Annotated in this window: 21 protein-coding genes; 5 read left to right on the forward strand and 16 right to left on the reverse strand. The window is 70.5% G+C overall.

The window, feature by feature from the left end; translation table 11 throughout:
• Positions 1–3: 3 nt before the first annotated feature.
• The 5 genes from CBR61_RS11435 to CBR61_RS11455 form a co-directional block, all read right to left on the reverse strand.
• Complete coding sequence (locus tag CBR61_RS11435; protein ID WP_233996714.1) at positions 4–504, reverse strand: tetratricopeptide repeat protein; 501 nt, start codon at positions 502–504, stop codon at positions 4–6.
• Between the two features lie 62 nt (positions 505–566).
• On the reverse strand, positions 567–1,745 hold the full coding sequence (locus tag CBR61_RS11440) for an RsmB/NOP family class I SAM-dependent RNA methyltransferase (RefSeq protein ID WP_088914479.1): 1,179 nt from the start codon (positions 1,743–1,745) through the stop codon (positions 567–569).
• A gap of 9 nt (positions 1,746–1,754) precedes the next feature.
• Positions 1,755–3,209 carry an IMP dehydrogenase gene (gene guaB, locus CBR61_RS11445; protein WP_088915592.1) on the reverse strand — a complete coding sequence of 485 codons (1,455 nt, stop codon included), beginning with the start codon at positions 3,207–3,209 and terminating at the stop codon, positions 1,755–1,757.
• Positions 3,210–3,291: 82 nt separating this feature from the next.
• Complete coding sequence (locus CBR61_RS11450; protein ID WP_088914480.1) at positions 3,292–4,800, reverse strand: M28 family metallopeptidase; 1,509 nt, start codon at positions 4,798–4,800, stop codon at positions 3,292–3,294.
• Complete coding sequence (locus tag CBR61_RS11455) at positions 4,797–5,558, reverse strand: 3-hydroxybutyrate dehydrogenase (RefSeq protein WP_199797429.1); 762 nt, start codon at positions 5,556–5,558, stop codon at positions 4,797–4,799. The genes CBR61_RS11450 and CBR61_RS11455 overlap by 4 nt, the downstream gene beginning before the upstream one ends.
• Positions 5,559–5,658: 100 nt before the next feature.
• On the opposite strand from CBR61_RS11455, the gene CBR61_RS11460 reads away from it, so the two are divergent.
• A complete protein-coding gene (locus CBR61_RS11460) occupies positions 5,659–6,546 on the forward strand; it encodes a neutral zinc metallopeptidase (protein WP_088914482.1) in 888 nt (295 codons plus the stop codon).
• Between the two features lie 4 nt (positions 6,547–6,550).
• Positions 6,551–7,063, forward strand: a complete 513-nt coding sequence (locus CBR61_RS11465; RefSeq protein WP_088914483.1) for a hypothetical protein — start codon at positions 6,551–6,553, stop codon at positions 7,061–7,063.
• Between the two features lie 27 nt (positions 7,064–7,090).
• On the opposite strand, the gene CBR61_RS11470 is transcribed toward CBR61_RS11465, so the two are convergent.
• Positions 7,091–8,767 carry a M56 family metallopeptidase gene (locus tag CBR61_RS11470; protein ID WP_088914484.1) on the reverse strand — a complete coding sequence of 559 codons (1,677 nt, stop codon included), beginning with the start codon at positions 8,765–8,767 and terminating at the stop codon, positions 7,091–7,093.
• Complete coding sequence (locus CBR61_RS11475; RefSeq protein ID WP_088914485.1) at positions 8,764–9,165, reverse strand: BlaI/MecI/CopY family transcriptional regulator; 402 nt, start codon at positions 9,163–9,165, stop codon at positions 8,764–8,766. Before CBR61_RS11475 ends, CBR61_RS11470 begins: the two co-directional genes overlap by 4 nt.
• Before the next feature lie 132 nt (positions 9,166–9,297).
• On the opposite strand from CBR61_RS11475, the gene CBR61_RS11480 reads away from it, so the two are divergent.
• Positions 9,298–10,899 carry an esterase-like activity of phytase family protein gene (locus tag CBR61_RS11480; protein ID WP_172835956.1) on the forward strand — a complete coding sequence of 534 codons (1,602 nt, stop codon included), beginning with the start codon at positions 9,298–9,300 and terminating at the stop codon, positions 10,897–10,899.
• Here the strand turns inward: CBR61_RS11480 and CBR61_RS11485 are convergent.
• The 7 genes from CBR61_RS11485 to sdhC form a co-directional block, all read right to left on the reverse strand.
• On the reverse strand, positions 10,896–11,279 hold the full coding sequence (locus CBR61_RS11485) for a PaaI family thioesterase (RefSeq protein WP_233996715.1): 384 nt from the start codon (positions 11,277–11,279) through the stop codon (positions 10,896–10,898). The genes CBR61_RS11480 and CBR61_RS11485 overlap by 4 nt on opposite strands.
• Positions 11,276–11,845 carry a TetR/AcrR family transcriptional regulator gene (locus tag CBR61_RS11490; protein ID WP_088914487.1) on the reverse strand — a complete coding sequence of 190 codons (570 nt, stop codon included), beginning with the start codon at positions 11,843–11,845 and terminating at the stop codon, positions 11,276–11,278. The genes CBR61_RS11485 and CBR61_RS11490 overlap by 4 nt, the downstream gene beginning before the upstream one ends.
• 9 nt (positions 11,846–11,854) lie before the next feature.
• Positions 11,855–12,313, reverse strand: coding sequence for a YiiD C-terminal domain-containing protein (locus tag CBR61_RS11495; RefSeq protein WP_088914488.1), 459 nt, complete (start codon positions 12,311–12,313; stop codon positions 11,855–11,857).
• An 88-nt stretch (positions 12,314–12,401) separates the two neighbouring features.
• Complete coding sequence (locus CBR61_RS11500; protein ID WP_088914489.1) at positions 12,402–13,409, reverse strand: C13 family peptidase; 1,008 nt, start codon at positions 13,407–13,409, stop codon at positions 12,402–12,404.
• Between the two features lie 126 nt (positions 13,410–13,535).
• Positions 13,536–15,404 carry a succinate dehydrogenase flavoprotein subunit gene (gene sdhA / locus CBR61_RS11505; RefSeq protein WP_088914490.1) on the reverse strand — a complete coding sequence of 623 codons (1,869 nt, stop codon included), beginning with the start codon at positions 15,402–15,404 and terminating at the stop codon, positions 13,536–13,538.
• On the reverse strand, positions 15,404–15,790 hold the full coding sequence (sdhD, locus tag CBR61_RS11510; protein WP_088914491.1) for a succinate dehydrogenase, hydrophobic membrane anchor protein: 387 nt from the start codon (positions 15,788–15,790) through the stop codon (positions 15,404–15,406). The genes sdhA and sdhD overlap by 1 nt, the downstream gene beginning before the upstream one ends.
• A 13-nt stretch (positions 15,791–15,803) precedes the next feature.
• Positions 15,804–16,184, reverse strand: a complete 381-nt coding sequence (gene sdhC / locus CBR61_RS11515; protein ID WP_088914492.1) for a succinate dehydrogenase, cytochrome b556 subunit — start codon at positions 16,182–16,184, stop codon at positions 15,804–15,806.
• 109 nt (positions 16,185–16,293) lie between these two features.
• On the opposite strand from sdhC, the gene CBR61_RS11520 reads away from it, so the two are divergent.
• Together CBR61_RS11520 and CBR61_RS11525 are read left to right on the forward strand one after the other, a co-directional pair.
• Positions 16,294–17,019: an SDR family NAD(P)-dependent oxidoreductase gene (locus CBR61_RS11520; protein ID WP_088914493.1), complete on the forward strand. Its 726-nt coding sequence runs from the start codon at positions 16,294–16,296 to the stop codon at positions 17,017–17,019.
• Entirely contained in the window at positions 17,009–17,923 is a 915-nt protein-coding gene (locus CBR61_RS11525; protein ID WP_088914494.1) for a 50S ribosomal protein L11 methyltransferase, read from the forward strand. Before CBR61_RS11520 ends, CBR61_RS11525 begins: the two co-directional genes overlap by 11 nt.
• 100 nt (positions 17,924–18,023) lie before the next feature.
• On the opposite strand, the gene CBR61_RS11530 is transcribed toward CBR61_RS11525, so the two are convergent.
• Together CBR61_RS11530 and CBR61_RS11535 are read right to left on the reverse strand one after the other, a co-directional pair.
• On the reverse strand, positions 18,024–19,271 hold the full coding sequence (locus tag CBR61_RS11530) for an RNA polymerase sigma factor (protein ID WP_233996717.1): 1,248 nt from the start codon (positions 19,269–19,271) through the stop codon (positions 18,024–18,026).
• Complete coding sequence (locus CBR61_RS11535; RefSeq protein ID WP_088914495.1) at positions 19,268–19,621, reverse strand: YciI family protein; 354 nt, start codon at positions 19,619–19,621, stop codon at positions 19,268–19,270. Before CBR61_RS11535 ends, CBR61_RS11530 begins: the two co-directional genes overlap by 4 nt.
• Positions 19,622–19,650: the final 29 nt, after the last annotated feature.

Raw genomic sequence — 19,650 nt, forward strand, 5'->3', positions numbered from 1 at the left:
CGGTCAGTTCGAGGTCGGCCCGCCGTCGGCCTTGCTCTCGACCGCCAGACGCGCCGGAACGCCGCGCGCGATAGTGCTCTGCAGCGCCACCGTCTCGGGGCACTGGTCGCCGCACAGCGATTGCAGCTTGGCGAGGTTGCGCTTGGCCTTCTCGACCGCGCCCTTCTCGACCAGCGCCGCGCCCTCGCCCGAGATCGCGGCGAAGTTGCCCGGATCGCGCTCCAGCGCCTCGCGGTAATAGCGGATCGCCTTGCCCTGCAGCCCGCTCTGGCGCGCGGCTTCGGCGAGGTCGATGAAGATCGGCGTGTAGCCCGGATCGACTGCCAGCGCGGCCTCGAAGGCGTCGACGGCCGCCTGGGTCTCGCCCGCGGTCAGTGCCGCCTGCCCCTGCGCGATCAGCGCCGCCGCGCGCGGATCGGGCTTTCCGACAGCGCCTGCGCTGGTGATGCTCGCGGTAATCGCAAGACACAGCGAGAGAGCGACGGCAGGGGCTGCGAAACGCATCAGGAGCTCCTTCAGGGCGTGAGTCCGGGAACCGGCAGGCTCTTGCATATCATGCGAAGCTATCATGGTGAACGCAAGCACGCGACGAAAAAACCGTCCGTGCCGTCGCGGAGCGGTTCGAGCCGGATCCCTGCCCCCCGCGGCGCGCCGAGCGGAAGCGCTAGGGGCTCGGCTCTCCAGCCGGGATAGCGCGCGAGGAACGCGGCGATGCGGTCGGGCCCTTCGGCATCGAGCACCGAGCAGGTGACGAAGGCAATGCTGCCGCCGGGCCGCACGAGCTGCTCCGCCACGTCCAGGACGTGATCCTGCAAGGCATTGAGCCGGGCGAGTTCCGGCGGGTCGAGCCGCCAGCGTCCCTCCGGGCTGCGGCGCCATGTCCCGCTGCCCGAACAGGGCGCGTCGACCAGCACGTGATCGGCCTTGCCCGCGAAGGGTTGGAGTGCGCGCATCTCGCGGCCCGGATCGAGCAGCACGGTGTGGTCAACCGCCGCCCCGGCGCGCGCGGCGCGGGGGGCGAGATTGCCGAGGCGGCGCTTGTCGGTGTCGGCGGCGACGAGGCTCCCCCCGTTGCCGAGGCGGGCGGCGAGCGCAAGCGTCTTGCCCCCGCCGCCTGCGCACAGGTCGATGATGGTGTCGCCGGGGGAGACAGGCAGCGCCTCGACGATCAGCTGGCTGCCGAGGTCCTGGATCTCGACAAGGCCCTGATCATAGGCCTCCCACTGCTCGACCGGCGTGCCCGAGGCGAAGCGCAGGCCCTGTGCACTGGCGAGGGGTTCGCCCGGTTCGGGGAGCGACAATCCTTCGCGGTCGGCCTTGAGCGCATTGACCCGCAAATCGAGCGGCGCGCGGTCGAGCAGCGCGGCAATCTCCCGCCCGCCCAGCCCCGAGGCGCGCAATGCGGCGGCGAGCCACTTGGGGGCGAGGCCCGTATTGGCCGCTTTCTCGCCCTCCCCACGCGGTGCAGGGCCGTGGGAGGAACCGTCGAACAGCGCGGCCACCGCGGCGTCCTGCCCCGCCACCGCCAACATCGCCGCCCGGCCGCTAGCAGGCACCGGCCCGCATAGACGGATGGCGCGATAGACCAGATCGCGCACCGCGCGGCGGTCCTTGGAGCCCGCATAGCGGCGCGCGCGGAAATAGTCGGCGATCAGCCGGTCGGCAGGCGCGCCCTTGCTGCGCGCGGCGGCAATGATCGCATCGAGCACCTCGATCGCCGCCTGGACACGCGCGGCGGGGGTCACGCCCCCACCTCAGCGCGTCGGATAATTGGGGGCCTCGCGGGTGATCGCGACATCGTGGACGTGGCTTTCGGAAAGCCCGGCGTTGGTGATCCGCACGAACTGCGCGCGGGCCTGGAGGTCGCCGATCGTGGCCGAGCCGGTATAGCCCATCGCCGCCTTGATCCCGCCAACGAGCTGGTGAACGACGTCGGCGGCGGGGCCCTTGAACGGCACCTGACCCTCAATCCCCTCGGGGACGAGCTTCATTGCGCTGACGTCCTGCTGGAAATAGCGGTCGGCCGAGCCGCGCGCCATCGCGCCGACGCTCCCCATGCCGCGGTACGCCTTGTAGGAGCGGCCCTGGTAGAGGAACACCTCGCCCGGGCTTTCGGCCGTGCCGGCGAGCATCGATCCGATCATCACGCTGGAGGCCCCTGCCGCCAGCGCCTTGGCGGCATCGCCCGAGGTGCGCAGGCCGCCATCGGCGATCACCGGCACGCCCGACTTGGCGGCCTCGGCGGCGCTCTCCATGATCGCGGTCAATTGCGGCACGCCGACGCCGGCGACGACGCGGGTGGTGCAGATCGAACCCGGGCCGATCCCGACCTTGACCGCGTCCGCCCCGGCATCGACCAGCGCGCGGGTCGCCTCGGCGGTGGCGACATTGCCCGCGACGACCTGCACCGCGTTCGAGAGCTTCTTCACGCGTTCGACCGCGCGGGCGACCTCGATGTTGTGGCCGTGGGCGGTGTCGATCACGATGACGTCGACCTCGGCATCGACCAGCGCCTCGGTGCGGGCGAAGCCCGCGTCGCCCACGGTCGTGGCGGCGGCAACGCGCAGCCGGCCCGCGCCGTCCTTGGTCGCGTGGGGGTAGTTCACCGCCTTCTCGATGTCCTTCACCGTGATCAGGCCGATGCAGCGATAGGCCTCGTCGACCACCAGCAGCTTCTCGATCCGGCGGGCATGGAGCAGGCGGCGCGCCTCCTCCTGCCCGGTGCCGAGGGGCACGGTGGCGAGGTTCTCGGTGGTCATCAGCTCGCGCACCGGCTGGAGCGGGTTCTCGGCAAAGCGCACGTCGCGGTTGGTGAGGATTCCGACCAGCTTGCCGGCCGCGTCGGTGACGGGGATGCCGCTGATCCGGTGCGCCTGCATCAGCGCCTGCGCCTCGCCCAGCGTCGCATCAGGCTGGATCGTGATCGGGTTCACCACCATCCCGCTCTCGTAGCGCTTGACCGCGCGCACGGCGGCGCACTGCGCCTCGATGTCGAGATTGCGGTGGAGCACACCGATGCCGCCCAGCTGCGCCATAGCGATCGCCATGTCGGCCTCGGTCACGGTGTCCATCGCCGCCGAGAGGACGGGGATGTTCAGCCGGATGTCGCGCGTCAGCCGGGTCGAGGTATCCGCCATGCTCGGCAGCACGCTGCTTTCCGCGGGGCGGAGCAGCACGTCGTCGAAGGTCAAGCCGAGCGGGATATCCATGAGCGCCACTTCCTGATCAGAGAGGGTTCTCCTCTGGCGGGAGAATCGTGGCGGCCCATGTAACCGCAGTTGCCGCGCAGCGCTAGGGCCGCGCGGGAACGGGTGCCGGATAGCGCGCGGGATCGGCGATCCGGCGGACCAGTGCCTCGTGGAGCAGCAGGTCCTCGATCGCCCCGCCAAGCTCGATCGCGTCCGTCTCGTCGCCCGGCTTGTGGTAGCGGGCGACGAGGAAGGGATCGAGCACAGCGCGGCTGCCGTAGGTCCCCGAAAGCAGCACCGCCGGCACCCCGGCCTGCACCAGCGCCCAGCCGTCCTGCCTTTGCAGGAAGCCGTCGGCGAGCGCCTGGTCGCCGATGCGCCGTCCGCTCGCCGCCACCGCCTCGAGGATTGCGGCATCGAGCGCCGGGTTCTGCCCGCGCCCGATGAAGCCGACCGGGCTGCCCGCCGGGGCAACGGCCATCATGTCGAGATTGAAGGCGGCGACGATGCTGCCGAGCGGCATCGGCGGATCGCGCACGAAGGACAATGCGCCGAGCAGCCCGGGCTCCTCGGCGGTGGTGGCGAGGAAGTAGATGTCGCGCGCCATCGGCGGCCCGGCCTTGAGGCGCCGTGCCAGTTCGAGCAGCATGGCGATGCCACTGGCATTGTCGGCCGCGCCGTTGCAAATCCGGTCCGCCGCTGAAGGGGCGCCGCATTCGCCGAGATGGTCCCAATGCGCCAGCAGCAGCACCGCGCCCGAACCCGGCACGCTGCCGGGGATCCTGCCGATGATGTTCTGGCTCGGGAACTCGCGCCGGTCGGAGGTCGCCTCGAGACTGACCGATAGATTGAGCTCGAGCGGGGCGAAGGCGCCGTCCTCGGCCTCGGTGCGCAGGGCCTTCCAGCGCCGTGCGCCGATGAGGTCGGCAAAGGCCTTGTCGGTGATGTAGGCGGCGAGATGGTCCTTCTCGTCGCTGGCGAGCTGGAGCCGCGGGCGTTCCTCCTGACGGCGCACCCGCGCGAGTTCCTCGGCATCCGGCACGACGGTCAGCACCGCTGTCGCGCGCTGGCGGAACAGGGCATCGCGCCGCGCGCCGTCGCGCCCCGGATCGGCGAGCATCACCGCCACCGCGCCCGCCAGCGCATCGCCGAGCACCGACCCGTCGCCATAGCCGACGAAGACCACCGGCACGCCGGTGCCCGGTCCGCCGATCGCGAGCGCGCGGCGACGCGGGGTGTAGACCGCCGCGTCGCTCTCGGGCACCACCACCCGACGCCGACCCTGCGCCAGCACCAGCTGCGCGCTCTGCGGCTCGGTCTCGAGCAGGTCGACCGGCAGGCGCCAGTAGGACCCCGGATCGTTGGTGCCCGACACGAGCCCCACCTCGCCCATGCGCTGCTCGATGTAGGAATAGGTCGCGCGTCCCCCCGCCGTGCCCGGCTTGCGGCCCATCATTCCATCGTCGGCAAGGGCCGCAATGTCGGCCCTGAGCCGCGCGGCGATCTCGGCGCTGTCGTCGACCGGCACGCTGAGTGCCGGCGGGCGCGCGCAGCCGGCCAGCATCAGGCTCGCCAGCAGCAGTGCCAGCAGGGGCCGCCGGAACAGGATCATTCGGCGGTCCAGCCCCCGTCGATCGCATAGTTGGCGCCGGTGATGCCGCGCGCGGCCGGGCTGCACAGGAACACCGCCAGCGCGGCCACGTCGTCGGGCTGGACGAACTGCTTGGTCGGCTGCTTGGCGAGCAGCACGTCGTTCATCACCTGATCGCGCGTCATCCCGCGCGCGGCCATGGTGTCGGGGATCTGGTTCTCGACCAGCGGGGTCCAGACATAGCCGGGCGAAATGCAGTTGGCGGTGATGCCGTGGGTGGCCAGTTCCAGCGCGATGGTCTTGGTGAAGCCGGCCAGCCCGTGCTTGGCCGCGACATAGGCGCTCTTGAACGGCGAGGCGACCTGCGAATGGGCGCTCGCGGTGTTGATGATCCGCCCCCAGCCGCGCGCCTTCATCCCCGGCACCGCAAGGCGCGTGGTGTGGAACGCCGCCGACAGGTTGAGCGCAAGGATCGCGTCCCACTTCGCGGCCGGGAAATCCTCGATCGGGGCGACGTGCTGCATCCCGGCATTGTTGACGAGGATGTCGACCGGGCCGACCTCGTCCATCATCGCGGCGATGGCCGCAGGGTCCATCAGGTCGGCCCCGTTGTAGGTCGCGCCGAGCTCGTCGCACAGGGCGGCGATGGTGTCGGCATCGCCCAGCCCGTTGAGAATCACCGTCGCCCCTTCGGCCGCCAGCGCGCGCGCAATCGCAAGGCCGATGCCCGAGGTCGAACCCGTGACCAGAGCACGCTTGTCCTTGAGCATTCGCCGCATCTCCTGCACGTTCGGGCTATTGGCGTTCGCTTTTGCCGTGGCAAACGCGGCTGTCCAGCAAATTGCTTTGGGAAACGGGACGGCAGGGGGAGAATTTTTCATGCGTCTGGGGCCGTTCGACACCTCGCGGATCAATGTCCGTTCCAGCGCCGACGGCGGCGGGGGCGGCGGCGGGATCGGCGCGGGCGGGATCGGCTGCGGGACGCTGGTGATCGCGCTGATCGGTGCGCTCGTCTTCGGGATCGATCCGATGCAGACCATCGGCATGGTCGAGAGCGTCCAGCAGCAGTCGGCGCCGTCCGGCGGCGGCGCGGGCGGCGGGCGGGAACTGTCGGAGGAGGAGATCTGCACCAGCAGCGCCTATGCGACCGAGGCCTGCAATGCGCTCACCAGCCTCGATGCGACATGGGAGGCGAGCTTCGCGCGCGCCGGCATTCCCTTCGAACAGCCCTTCCTCAACCTCTACCGCACCGGCGTGGTCCGCACCGAGGGCTGCGGCAGCGCATCCTCGGCGGCGGGGCCGTTCTACTGCCCGGCCGACAAGGGCATCTACATCGACACGACCTTCTACGACCAGCTCGCCCAGATGGCGGGCACCGGCGGGGATTTTGCGCGGCTTTACGTGATCGCCCATGAATACGGGCACCACATCCAGAACCTCACCGGCCTCGCCCGGCAGGTGCGGGCCGCGCAGCAGCGCAACCCGTCGCAGGCCAACGGGCTGCAGGTCGCGATGGAACTTCAAGCAGATTGCTATGCCGGGATGTGGGCGGGCAAGAACCGCCAGCTTATCGAACCGGGCGATCTCGAGGAGGGTCTGCAAGCCGCCAGCGCGATCGGCGACGATACGCTGATGCGCAATGCCGGCCAGTCGATCAATCCCGAGAGCTTCACCCACGGCACCAGCCGCCAGCGCATGGCCGCGCTCAGGCTGGGACTGGAAGCACGCGACGACAACGCGTGCGACGTTTTCTTCGAAGGAGGCTGACCCGATGCGATCCCTGTCTCTCGCCATTGCGGCCCTTGCAGGCTGGGGCGCGCTTGCCGCGCCGCTCGCCGCGCAGGTCATGCCCGAACCCGATGCCGAGGAGGTCGCCAAGACCCCCTTGCGCGATCTCAACATCGACGGGCGCGACATTCCCGAAGTGCTCAAGGTCGCCGCCGCCGATCCCTACGCCACGGCAGGGCTCGGTCGGTGCAATGCGCTGGTCACCGCGATCGCCGAGCTCGATACGGTGCTGGGCGCCGATTACGACATTGCCGTGGACGATGGCGAGAAGCGCCTCAGCGAGGGGCGGATCGGGCAGAGCGTGGTCGGATCGGTGATCCCCTTCCGGGGCATCCTGCGCGAGGTGACGGGCGCGGCCGGTAACGACCGCGCCCTGCGCGCCGCCTATACTGCGGGGATGGTCAGACGCGCATTCCTGAAAGGCTGGGGCCTCGGACGGGGATGTGCCTACCCGGCGCGGCCCAAGGCGGCGACGGCGGCGGCGGGCCGGAAATAACGCCCCGGCCCGCGCGCCGCCTCCCGATCAAACTTCCTTGTCGCGCCAGCGCTCGAGCTGGCGGTCGAAGTGGCGCAGCATCTCCTTGCGGGTGTCCTCGGGGATATCCTTGTCGCGCGCGATCTCCTCGCGCGCTTCCTCGAGGCCCTTGCGGGCCGAGGCCATGATCCGGCGCTGGCAGATGCGGACGACTTGGGTGCCGTCCTTGCCGGTGGTCTCGCTGACCTCCTCGCCGCCGGGCGCGCAGCCATGCTTGACCACGACGCGCTGGCGCCCTGCCTCATCGCGCCAGGCATTGCTCTCGAGCATCGCCTCGTCGATGATGCGCGGCAGATCGGCAAGCGCACGGTCGGCCTCGGCGAGACTGGTGCGCAGCGCGGCGAGCATCTCGGCGCGCTGGGCCGCGTCGGCGGCGTGGACGCCTTCGAGCCGGCGCGAGAGCACCTTGGCATCGGGGGCGTCGCGAAACACCATGCGCACGCGCCGTTCCTTGCCCTCGCCATCGCGCCAGACGTGCTCGGTGACTTCGGTGCCGCTCTCGCCCTTGCGCTCGAGCATAACGATCGTCGGCGGCTCGGGGGCTTCGGGCGGCTCGGGCGCTTCGGGAGCCTCGGGTGCGAGCGGCGGCGACGGGGGGACAGGCGGAGCGGGCGGAGCCGGGGGCGCGGGCGGCTCGGGCGCTTCCTGCACGCTCTCGGTCGCGGCATAGGTGATGCTCGCGGTCAGCGGCAGCGCCAGCAGCCCTGCGCCGAGGAGCGCACGGCCCGCCAGGCGGCGGCGGGGGGACAGATCGGACATGGACAGACTCCTCAGGCGGTGAATGATCGACTTCTCGCCCAGCACCGGACACGCCATCGGCGCGGTGAGAGCGGCATGGTGGGCGGTCCCCGGCGCGGCGGCGAAGCGGGCGATGAGCGCGGCATAGGCGGCGCGCTCGTGAGCGGTGCGGCGGGCCATGACCCGCGCATCGCAGGCCGCTTCCTGGTCGCGCCGCAGCGCCAGCCAGCCATAGCGGCCGAGCGGGTTCCACCAGTGCAGCGCGAAGAGCGGCTGCACCAGCACGTTGACCAGCAGATCCCCGCCGCGGTGATGCGCCAGCTCGTGCGCCAGCGCGAGATCGCGCGCCTCGCGGTCGTGGAGCGCGAGGAAGCCCGGCGGCAGCGCGATCACCGGATCGAGCACGCCCATGGCCAGCGGGGCATTGGTGGCCGGGGTCTCGATCAGGCGCACCTTGCCGAACAGGCCCGGGATGCGCCCGACCTCGCGGCCCTCGGCCAGCAACTGGTCGCGCAAGGTGAAATAGGCGGCAAAGCGCAGCGCGAGGAACACCCCTGCCCCGCCCAGCCAGAGCAGCAGCAGGGTCTCGGCGATGGGCCATGCGGCGAGCGCGGCGAAGAGATCGAACCCGGCAGGCTCGACCGGCGCAGGCGGTATCGACGGCGCGGCGACCGCTTCCCACACGACAGCGTCGGCAGGCGCGGCGGCCTGAAGCGCAGGCAACTCGGGCGCAGCGGCAGGCGCCGTCTTGGGCGCCATCCACGCGGGCAGCACCAGCGGCGGCACGATCAGGCGCAGCAGCGGCAGCGCCCAGAGGGCATAGGCCGCCTCGGGGCCGAAATGGCGCGACACGGGACGACGCAGCACCAGCACGACGGCGATCAGCACGCCGGTCCAGGCCAGCGTCTGGAGCAGCACCGCGCTCATGGCCGCAGCTCCTTCAGCAGGGCCTCGATCTCGGCGAGATCGTCCTCGGTCAGCGCCTCGGTCTCGGCGAGATGCGCCACCAGCGAGGCCGCGCGCCCGCCGAACAGGCGATCGACCAGCCGGCGGCTCTCGCCCTCGACATAGTCCTCGCGCGCGATCACCGGGGTGTAGAGGAAGCGCCGCCCGTCCGGCTCGGCGGCGAGCGCGCCCTTCTGGACGAGGCGGGAGAGCAGGGTCTTGACCGTCGCAAGGCTCCAGCCGCGATTGCCGCAGACTTCCTCGCACACCTCGGCGGCGGTCTGGCGCGGGCGATCCCACAGCACTTCCATCACCGCGTGCTCGGCATCGGTGATGCGTTCGCCGGGGCGGTCGGCAGGATTGTCGTCGGGCGGATTCACGGGGCGTCTCCCTCGCTCATGATTACACCTGTAGTCATGGCGATTACATCTGTAAACCTTGCCCGTGGCTGAACGGGTGCCTCGGCGCTTGCGCTTCGTCGAAGCGGCTATACACCCGGACGAATGACATGGATGCGCGCTCCCCTCGCCACTGGCCTCGCTCTTGCCGCCCTGCTGCTCCCGGCCCCGCTTGCCGCACAGGCCGATGATGCCTTCCTGCCGATGACCGAAACCGTGGCGCTGGCCGAGGGCGAGCCGGACGTGAAAGTGGGCGAACTGGTGTTTCGCGGCGGGGTGGAGATCGCCCCCGACAAGGCCGACATCGGCGGCATATCGAGCCTCCACTGGCACGAGGGCGCGCTGTTCGCGGTGGCCGACGACGGACGCTGGCTGGAGATGAGTCTTAGCGAGGTCGGCATCAGGCTGGTCGATGTCAACGGCGTGCGGCTCGGCCCCTTGCGCGATGCGGGCGGCAAGACGCTCGATGCCAAGAAGCGCGGCGATGCGGAAGCCTTGACCCGGCTGCCCTCGGGCGAATGGCTGGTCGCCTTCGAGCAGGAGCATCGCATCTGGCGCTATGCCGACCTCGAAGGCCCCGCAACCGGCGAGGAGACGCGCGCCGCCGCGCTCGTCGCCGGGGCCGCGGCCAATGCGGGGATCGAGACCCTCGCCGCCTACGAGGGCGGCCTCCTGGCCTGCGGCGAATGGGCCGATCCGGCGCGGCCAAACTGCCTGCGGATCACCGATGCGGGCAGCGAAAGCTTCCACCTTGCCCCGCCCGAAGGCATCGCCGCTTCCGGCGGGGTGCCGACCGACGCCGCCTGCAAGGCCGAGGGCACCTGCTTCGTCCTGTTCCGCAGCTTCACGCCGGGGCAAGGCAACCGCGCCGCCGTGGTCGAGGTCGATCCGGACGGGACAAGCCGCACCCTCGCCCTCCTTGCGCCGCCGCTCAGGCTCGACAATTTCGAGGGGCTGGCCCTGCGCGAGGAACCGGGGCGGACCTTTCTCTACCTCGCCTCGGACGACAATTTCCGCAATTGCGAGACCGTGAAGCGCGCCGATTGCCAGCGGACCGTCGTGATGAAGTTCGAGCTGCCCCGCCCGCCCGAGGCCGCACCTCCTGCGCCGGCGGAGTTCGCCAACGCCCCCACGGGGCGCCCCGGCATCCGCCCCTTCCCCGAGGCCGCCCATGTCGATGTCGTGCTCGAGACCGATCTCGGCCGCGTCACCATCGCGCTCGAAACCGAACGCGCGCCGGTCACCGCGGGCAATTTCCTGCGCTATGTCGACGAGAAGCGGTTCGACGGGGTGACCTTCTACCGCGCGATGGAACTGGGCGGGGAGCGCCAGCCTTCGGGACTGGTGCAGGCCGGCGTGATCAACGATCCCAAGCGCGTCCTGCCCAAGATCGCGCACGAGCCGACCACCGCCACGGGACTCACCCACACCCACGGCGCGCTGTCGATGGCGATGCTGGCGCCGGGCGATGCGGACGGCGATTTCTTCATCCTCGTCGAGGACCAGACCGGCTTCAACGCCGATCCCGCCGCGACGGACCCGGCATGGCAGGCGGGCTATGCCGCCTTCGGCTACGTCACCGAAGGGATGGACGTGATCGCCGCGATCCTCGCCAGTCCGCGCGATCCGCAGGGCGGCGAAGGGGTGATGAAGGGGCAGATGATCGACAAGCCGGTGAAGATCCGCTCCGCCCGCCGCCTGGAGCCGAAGCCCTAGAGCACCAGCTGGGTCTGGATCACCACCGCGACCGCCTTGCCCTCGGCGGTGGTGATGGTGGTCTGCCACACCGACATGCGCCGCCCGGTCTTGAGCGGCCTTGCCACGCCCCTGACCGTGCTGCCCACCGGCGCCGCGCCGAGGAAATTGGTCTTGCTCTCGATCGTGGTCGTGCCCTTCGCGCCTTCCGGCAGGCAGGCCACCGCCCCGACCGCGCCGAGCGCGTCGGCGAAGGCCATGATCGCCCCGCCATGCATGATGCCGCCCGCGGTGCACAGGTCCTCGCGCACGGTGATCTCACCCTCGACCGCCTCGGCCGAGGTGGCGGTGACGGTCACGCCCATGAGCTTCGAAAACGGCATGGCATCGGCAGGGTTCATGGGCGTGTCTCCTTGATCGGCGCGAGGCCTGCGATGTGCAGGATCTCCTCGGCGAAATCGCTGTCGCTGCGCAGGCGGAGCATTCCCGCCCGGTGCAGCCCGATGCCCCCGTGGGCTAGCATCCACACCCGCATCACCGCGCGGCGGCGGGTGTCCTCGTCGGTGCCGGGCACCGCCAGCACGCCGAGCGCGATGGCGATCACCCGGTCGATCGCGCTGCGCAGATCGGGGCTGGCGTTGATCTGTTCGTAGGACCGCTTGGTCATCACGTCGTAGAGCCCCGGCCGGGCAAGGGCGAAGCGGACATAGGCGCCGAGGAAGGCCGCCGGATCGGGCGCGGGCGCGAGCGCCTCGGCCAGCTGCGCAAAGCCGCGCGCGGCGATGGCGGCGAGCAGCGCCTCGCGGGTCGCGAAGTGGTTGTAGAGCGCACGGTGCGCCACCCCGAGCCGCTCGGCCAGCGCGCGCAAGCTGAAGCCCGCACCCTCGCCGCTCTCGACGAGGCGCAGCGCCTCATCGATCGCGGCTGCCGCCAGATCGCCATGATGATAGCCAGCCCGTCTCGCCATGCGGCCGGTCTAGGCGGCGCGGGCCAGCGCCGCAACGTGCCAGTCGACCGTCATGCGCGCGACTTCGCGGCCCTCGGCATCCTCGATCCGCACCGTGACGGCGAAGCGCACCTTGCCCTCGGAATCGAGCGCGGCGAACAGCGTGTCCCTGCCCTCGTCGACACTCGCACGCGCGGTGACGGCGCCGCGCGCAGGCTTGACGTAGTCGATGGTCGCGCTCGCCGCGACGGGGCGCAGGGCCGCGAGGCGTTCGAGGAACATCCCCGCCATTGCCGCGCCCGAGGCGGCTTCGGCCAGCGTGAACAGCGCGCCGGCGTGGAGCGTGGCGATGTGGTTGCTGGTGCTGTGCGACTGGTCGAGCGTGGCGGTGGCGGTGCCCGCGCCGATTTCCTGCAGCGCGACGCCGACATGGGCGGCGAAGGGGACGGCGACGGAAAGCTGGGCCTTGAGAGCGTCGAAGGGGGTCATGTGCGAATCCTTGTGTCGTTCAATGTATCCATTGGATACATTGCCCTCGCACGGCGTCAATCCCGGCTACGCCGCGATCGCGTGACGCCTAGTTTGCTGCTGCCCTGAGCGCCGCCTCGTCGAAGGCCGGACGGCCCACCGAGGCGCTGGCGATGCGCGGCATCCCGGCTTCGATCTGCGGCAGCCAGCCCCGCGCGCCCGCGCCGATGCTGACCTGCGGCAGCGAGGCGAGGAAGCGCGCACGCGTCTCCCATTCCGCGACCGAGCGCCCCGCCATCCTCGCCGCGTCCTCGAGTGCGACAGGCTGACGCAACGCGCGGTTGATCAGCGCGTCGCCGTAGAAGGTCCAGTCGTTCTCCGCCACGCAGCCGAAGGACGAACGCGTGCTCGCCGCGGCGGTGAGGATCGCGGTGTCGGGGCTGGCGAGTACGGGCACGAAGACCCCGGAATAGCACGCCGAGATGATCAAGACCCGCCGCGCGATCCCCGCCTCCTCCAGCGCCGCCTTGAGCCGCTGGGGGGAGAGGATGCCATAGCCGGTGTCGCCGTAATGATAGGCCAGCCCGATGTCGCTGCCGTGGCTGGTGGTGTAGAGCACCAGCACGTCCTCGCGGCCGTCCATCACCGTTCCGAGATGGGCAATCGCCAGCAGCAGCGCGCTGATCGAGCCGTGGGGCGCATCGTCGCGGGTGCCGTCGGGCCCGGCAAGGGTCAGGGTGCGCGCGCCGGCCCCGTAGCGCGCGGCCAGCACCCGCGCCGCCTCGCGCGCCTCGCGGGCGAAGACGGGATCGCTGTCGAGCGCGACGGTGAGGACATAGGCCTCGGCCACGCCCGGCGTATGCCCGGGCAGCGCCCCCAGCGCGGCATCGAGCCGCCGCTGCTGGGCGCGCACCTCGGCCGCGCTCACCCCGCGCCGCAGCTCGGGTGAAAGCTCGTAGCTGCGGCTGCGCTCGGCCGGGGTCTTGCCGCTGGCGAGTTCGGGCCAGGGCGCGGTGTGCGGCGGGGGTTGGAAGGGGTTGGCGGGGGCGGACTGCGAAAGCGCAGGCACGGCAAGCAGCGCCGCCAAGGCTCCAGCGATGATCCTGCCCCTGTTCATGCAGGGGGCAAGCTGCCGTGCCGCCTTGCAAGGGTCAAGCAGGCATCGCGCCGCGCCCGCCACAAAAGGAAAGGCCCGGTCCTTGCGGGACCGGGCCTTCGTGTCAGCCTCGCCTTGCGGCGCCGATCAGTACACCCGCGCCTTGGGCTCGATATACGCGATGTCGTCGGTCAGCGTGTATTCGTGGACCGGGCGGTAATCGATGCGGATGTTGCTGCCGCGACCGCCCCAGCCGTCGAACCAGGCGATGGTGTGCTTCATCCATTCCTTGTCGTTGCGCTCGGGGTAGTCCTCGTGCGCATGGGCGCCGCGGCTTTCCTTGCGGTTGGCGGCCGACGCCATGGTGACGTTGGCCTGCGCCATGAGGTTGTCGAGCTCGAGCGTCTCGATCAGGTCGCTGTTCCAGATCAGCGACTTGTCGGTGACGTGGATATCCTCCATCCGCTTGTTCTGCTCGGCGAGCTTGGCGACGCCCTCGTCCATCAGCTTCTGGTCGCGGAACACGGCGCAGTGCTTCTGCATCGCCTTCTGCATCTCCGCACGGATCTGCGCGGTCGGCGAGCCGCCGCTGGCGTAGCGGAAGTGGTCGAGCCGGGTCAGGGCGAAGTCCGCGCTGTCGGCGGGCAGCTCGGGCTGCTTCGCGCCGGGCTTCAGGTTGTCGCGCAGGTGGTGGCCGGTCGCGCGGCCGAACACCACGAGGTCGATCAGCGAGTTCGAGCCGAGGCGGTTCGCCCCGTGCACCGACACGCAGGCCGCCTCGCCCACGGCATAGAGGCCCGGGATGACCTGATCGGGGTTGCCGTCCGGCCCGAGGGTGACGACCTGCCCGTGGTAGTTACACGGGATGCCGCCCATGTTGTAATGCACCGTCGGGGTGACGGGCAGCGGCTGGCGGGTGAGGTCGACGCCCGCGAAGATCTTGCCGCTCTCGGTGATGCCCGGCAGGCGCTCGGCGAGCACCTTGGGATCGATGTGGTCGAGGTGGAGGTAGATGTGATCGCCCTCCGGCCCGACGCCGCGGCCCTCGCGCATCTCGAGCGCCATCGAACGGCTGACCACGTCACGCGAGGCGAGGTCCTTGGCGCTAGGCGCGTAACGCTCCATGAAGCGCTCGCCTTCCGAGTTGGTGAGGTAGCCGCCCTCGCCGCGCGCGCCCTCGGTGATGAGCACGCCCGCGCCGTAGATGCCGGTCGGATGGAACTGCACGAACTCCATGTCCTGCAGCGGCAGGCCGGCGCGCAGCACCATCCCGCCGCCGTCGCCGGTGCAGGTGTGGGCCGATGTGGCGGTGTAGTAGCAGCGGCCATAGCCGCCCGTTGCCAGCACCACGGACTGCGCGCGGAAACGGTGGATCTTCCCGTCGTCGAGGCACATCGCCATCACGCCGACGCACTGCTTCACCCCGTCCCGCTCGGCCATGATGAGGTCGAGCGCGAAGTATTCGATGAAGAAGTCCGCGTCATACTTCAGCGACTGCTGATAGAGCGCGTGGAGCATGGCGTGGCCGGTGCGGTCGGCTGCGGCGCAGGTGCGCTGCACCGGCGGGCCGGCGCCCATGTTCTGCATGTGCCCGCCGAAGGGTCGCTGGTAGATCGTGCCGTCGGCATTGCGGCTGAAGGGCACGCCCGCGTGCTCCAGTTCGTAGACCGCTGCCGGAGCCTCGCGCGCGAGATATTCGATCGCGTCCTGGTCGCCCAGCCAGTCCGACCCCTTGACGGTGTCGTACATGTGCCAGGTCCAGTGGTCGGGCGAATTGTTGCCGAGCGAGGCGGCAATCCCGCCCTGCGCCGCCACGGTGTGCGAGCGGGTGGGGAAGACCTTGGAGATGTTCGCGGTGCGAAGGCCCGCTTCCGCGGCGCCCATCGTCGCGCGCAGGCCCGATCCGCCCGCACCGACCACGACGACGTCATAGGTGTGGTCGACGATGGTATAGGCACCCTTCAGGTGGGCGCCCCCCACATCGTTGGCGGTTCCGTGTGCTGCCGACGTTGCCATCAGGCGTTACCTCCGAATGCGAGCGCGGCGACGCTGAAAATCCCGAAGGCGCCGCCGCCGATGGTTGCAAGATTGAGCGCGGCGAGCGCGCCGAACTTGGTGCCGGCTTCGTGGACATAGTCCTCGATCAGCACCTGCAGCCCGAGCCGCGCGTGCCAGAACAGGCTGATGACCAGCAGGATCATCGCCGTCGCGTTGACCGGGTGGCTGAGCCACTTGACCACGTTGGCGTGGCCGAAATCGCCGAGCATGACGAGGCTGACCAGCAGCCAGCTCATCAGCACCACGTTGCCGATCGCGGTGAAGCGCTGGAGCAGCCAGTGGTGCGGGCCTTCATGCGCGGCACCAAGCCCGCGCACGCGTCCGATGGAAGTTCCGTTACCCATGTCCCGTCCCCCCTCAGCGCGTCAGGATCAGGGCCCAGAAGGCCGCGGTCAGGACGATGGCGATGATCGGCGATGCCACCGACCACAGGCGGTTGGTGTCGAGCTCGTAGCCCGCACCGATATCGAGCACGAAGTGGCGAAGGCCGCTCATGAGGTGGGTGAAGAAGGCCCACGACAGGCCCACCAGCACCACCATCCCCAGCGGCGAACCCATGACCGACTGGAAGCTCGCATAGGCTGCCGGCCCGCTCGCCAGCGCGCCCAGCCACCAGACCAGCACGGCCAGCCCCACCAGCGCCATGCCGTCGCCGGTCGCGCGGTGGAGGATCGATACGAGCATGTGCGGTCCCCAGCGCCAGATCTGGAGATGGGGAGAAAGCGGTCTTTGGTTCATGGTGATCCCGTCTGGTCCCTTTTTTCGTGGCTCCCACTTAACGCCGCTGGCGCATGAGGCAAGCGGCGAGCAGTGGACATGGCTTGCAAAGTTTCGGATAGCGACTTGCATGGGACACATTCTCGTAACCGGATCAAGCCGCGGAATTGGCAGTGCGGCGCTTGCGGCCCTCGCGGCGCGGGGGGCGAAGGTCATCGGCCATGCCTCGCGCGGAGGGCTCGAAGGCCCGGGCGGCGCGCCCGTGATCGCCGCCGATTTCGGGGATCCGCTCTCGGTGCAATCGCTGTGGGACCAGGCGCTCGACATCGCGCAGGGCGAAATCGACGTGGTGGTGAACAATGCCGGGCGGTTCGAGGCGAACCGGCTCGACCGGTCGGACATCGAATGGCTCGATGCCTGGGAAGACACCATGCGGGTGAACCTCACCAGTGCCGCCCAGCTCTCGCGCTTTGCCGTGCTGCACTGGCAGGAGCGCGACTTTGCGGGGCGGCTGGTGCACGTCGCGAGCCGCGCGGCCTATCGGGGGGACAGCCCGGCGCACTGGCATTACGCGGCGGCCAAGAGCGGCATGGTGGGGATGCACAAGACGATTGCCCGCGCCTATGCGAAGGACGGCATCCTGAGCTTTGCCGTGACCCCCGGCTTCACCGACACCAGCATGGCGGGCGATTACCTCGCCAGCCGCGGCGGGCCGGGGCTGCTCGCCGACATCCCGCTGGGCCGGGTGGCGACCCCCGAGGAAATCGCCGCCATCATCGCCTTCTGCGCGCTCGATGCGCCGCCCAGCATGACCGGCGCGGTGATCGACGCCAACGGAGCGAGCTTTGTCCGATAGCACCACGTGGAAACTGTCCGCCTTCGCCCCCAAGCCGGTGGTGCAGGCGGCGCTGCTCGCCCATGACCTGATCGACGACTGGGATCACGAGCTCGTCATCGCCGGGCGCGAGGTGGCCGAGGATCAGCCCGAGGACTGGGTGCTCGAAGGCTGGTATCCGCGAAAGCCCGGCAAGGCCGAGAAAGCGGCGCTCGCAGGCCTGTTCGAGGGAACGGCACCGAAGATCACCGCCGAGGAGCTCCCGCCCGCCGACTGGGTGACGCTGAGCCAGCACAACGCGCCGCCGATCCGCGCCGGGCGCTTCCATGTCCACACGCCGGACTATCCCGCCGATCCCGACCTGATCGACTTCACCATTCCCGCCTCGCAGGCCTTCGGCACCGGCCAGCACAAGACCACCGCCGGCTGCCTCGAGATGCTGGGGCACATGAAGGCGAGCGGCGTGGTGGCGCGCAATATCGCCGACATCGGCACCGGCACCGGACTGCTCGGTTTCGCGGCGCTGGCCCTGTGGCCGCACGCGCTCTGCACCCTCACCGACATCGACCCGGTGTGCACCGGCGTGGTCGAGGAGAACGCGCGCCTCAACGGCGTGCCGATGGGCCCCGGCCCGGGCGCGGCGGTGATGATCGTCGCCGACGGGATGGACGACCCGCTGCTGCGCCTGCGCGGGCCCTATGACCTGCTGATCGCCAACATCCTCGCAGGGCCGCTCGTCAGCCTCGCCCCCGACTTCGCCCGGGCCGTGCCGGCCGGCGGGAACCTGCTGCTCGCCGGTCTGCTGGCGGGCGAGCAGGAGGCGGCGGTCAAGCGCGCGATGCATCTGGCCGGCTTCCGCATGGCCGCCCGCCTCCAGCGCGGCGACTGGGCGATCCTGTGGCTGCGGCGGCGGCGCGTGCGCTAAACTACTCCCCTCCCGCTTGCGGGAGGGGCCGGGGTGGGCCTTTGCAAGGGCCCGCTTCGCTCGCTCCCACCCCTAACCCCTCCCGCAAGCGGGAGGGGGACTATTCCAGCCCGGCGCGCCATTTCTCCAGCCACAGCCGCTCGGCGCGCGGCGGATCGAGCGCCAGCGCGGCATCGAGCGCGGCGACGGCCTCTCCTGCCCGACCCGCCTTCGCCAGCAGATCGGCGCGGGCGACATGGAACGGCCGCGCCAGCGCCAGCCGGTCGGCAGGAAGCGCCGCGAGCGCGGCAAGCCCCGCCTCGGCTCCCTCGACCTGTGCCAGCGCCAGCGCCCGGTTCACCGCCACCATCGGCGAGGGGCGCAGGACCACCAGCACGTCGTAAAGCCGCAGCACAGCGTGCCAGTCCACCACCCCGTCGAAGGCGCGGCGCGCATGGGTCAGCTGGATCGCGGCCATCACCTGATAGGGCCCGGACCGGCCCAGCCGCCCGGCCCGCACCATGAAGGTCTGCGCCAGTTCGATCCGGGAGCGGTTCCAGCGGCCCGTGTCCTGCTGCGAGAGTGGCACCATCGCCCCCTCCCCATCCAGCCGCGCCCCCTTGCGCGAGCGCGCCAACATCACCAGCGCGGCAAGGCCCAGCGCTTCGGGCTCCTGCGGCAGGAGTTCGGCGACCAGCAGCGCCAGCCGCTCGACCTCTCCGCCAAGATCCGCATCCATGTCCTCCGGCAGCGCCGCCGACAGCTCCCCGCCCGCGTCGGAATAGGCGGCCGTGTAAGCCAGTTCGAGCGCCAGCAGCACCGCCTCGAGCCGCTCGGGCCAATGGCGACGGGGCGGAAGCTCGAAGGCGATCCCCGCCTCGCGCACCTTGGCCTTGGCGCGGGTGATGCGCTGGAACATCGTGGGCTCGCTCACCACGAAGAGCCGCGCGATCGCCGCGACCGGCAGGCCGCAGATCACCTTGAGCGCCAGCGCCGCGCGCACCTCCGCCCCGAGCGCCGGGTGGCAACAAATGAACAGGAGCCGCAGCCGTTCCTCGGGGATCGCTTCGGGAAGCGGGATGACATTGGTCATGTCGGCAACCTCCGCCAGCGCGTCCGCCGCGCGCGCCTCGGAGCGGGCCTTGCGCAACCCATCGAGCGCGCGGCGGCGGGCGGCCACGAACAGCCAGGCGGCGACATCGCGCGGAGGCTCGGCCAGCGCGAGGCAGCGCGCCGCGCTATCTGCAAAGGCCTCCTCCGCCGCATCGAGATCGCGAAAGCGCGCGGCGAGCGCGGCCACCACCCGGGGCCGCGCCGCCATGATCGCCAGCGCCGTCTCGCGCGCGGCGGCGGAGGCCGGCGACGTCATCCCTCCATCGGCCAGACGGGACGAACCTCGATCCCGCCCTTGGGCACCGGAATGCGCTTTGCCCATTCGAGCGCCTCGTCGAGCCCCGCGACATCGATGATGTAGAAGCCGCCCAGTTCCTCGTGGGTCTCGGCGAAGGGACCGTCGTGGATCGTCGCCGTGCCATTGTCGAACCGGATGGTGGTGGCGGTCGCGGCGGGCTTGAGCCGCTCGCCCGAGAACCGCACGTTGGCGGCGGCAAGGTCCTCGGCGAGCTTCATGTGCCCCGCGATCACCTGCTCCATCAGCTTCGCGCCCTCGGGGCCGGCATAGGCGCTTTCGTCCTCGTAGATCATCAGCATGAATTGCATGGGTGCATCTCCGTCATCGGCCCGGCCGG

The sequence above is a fragment of the Porphyrobacter sp. CACIAM 03H1 genome (assembly GCF_002215495.1).
In the GTDB taxonomy this organism is placed as follows: Bacteria; Pseudomonadota; Alphaproteobacteria; order Sphingomonadales; family Sphingomonadaceae; genus Erythrobacter.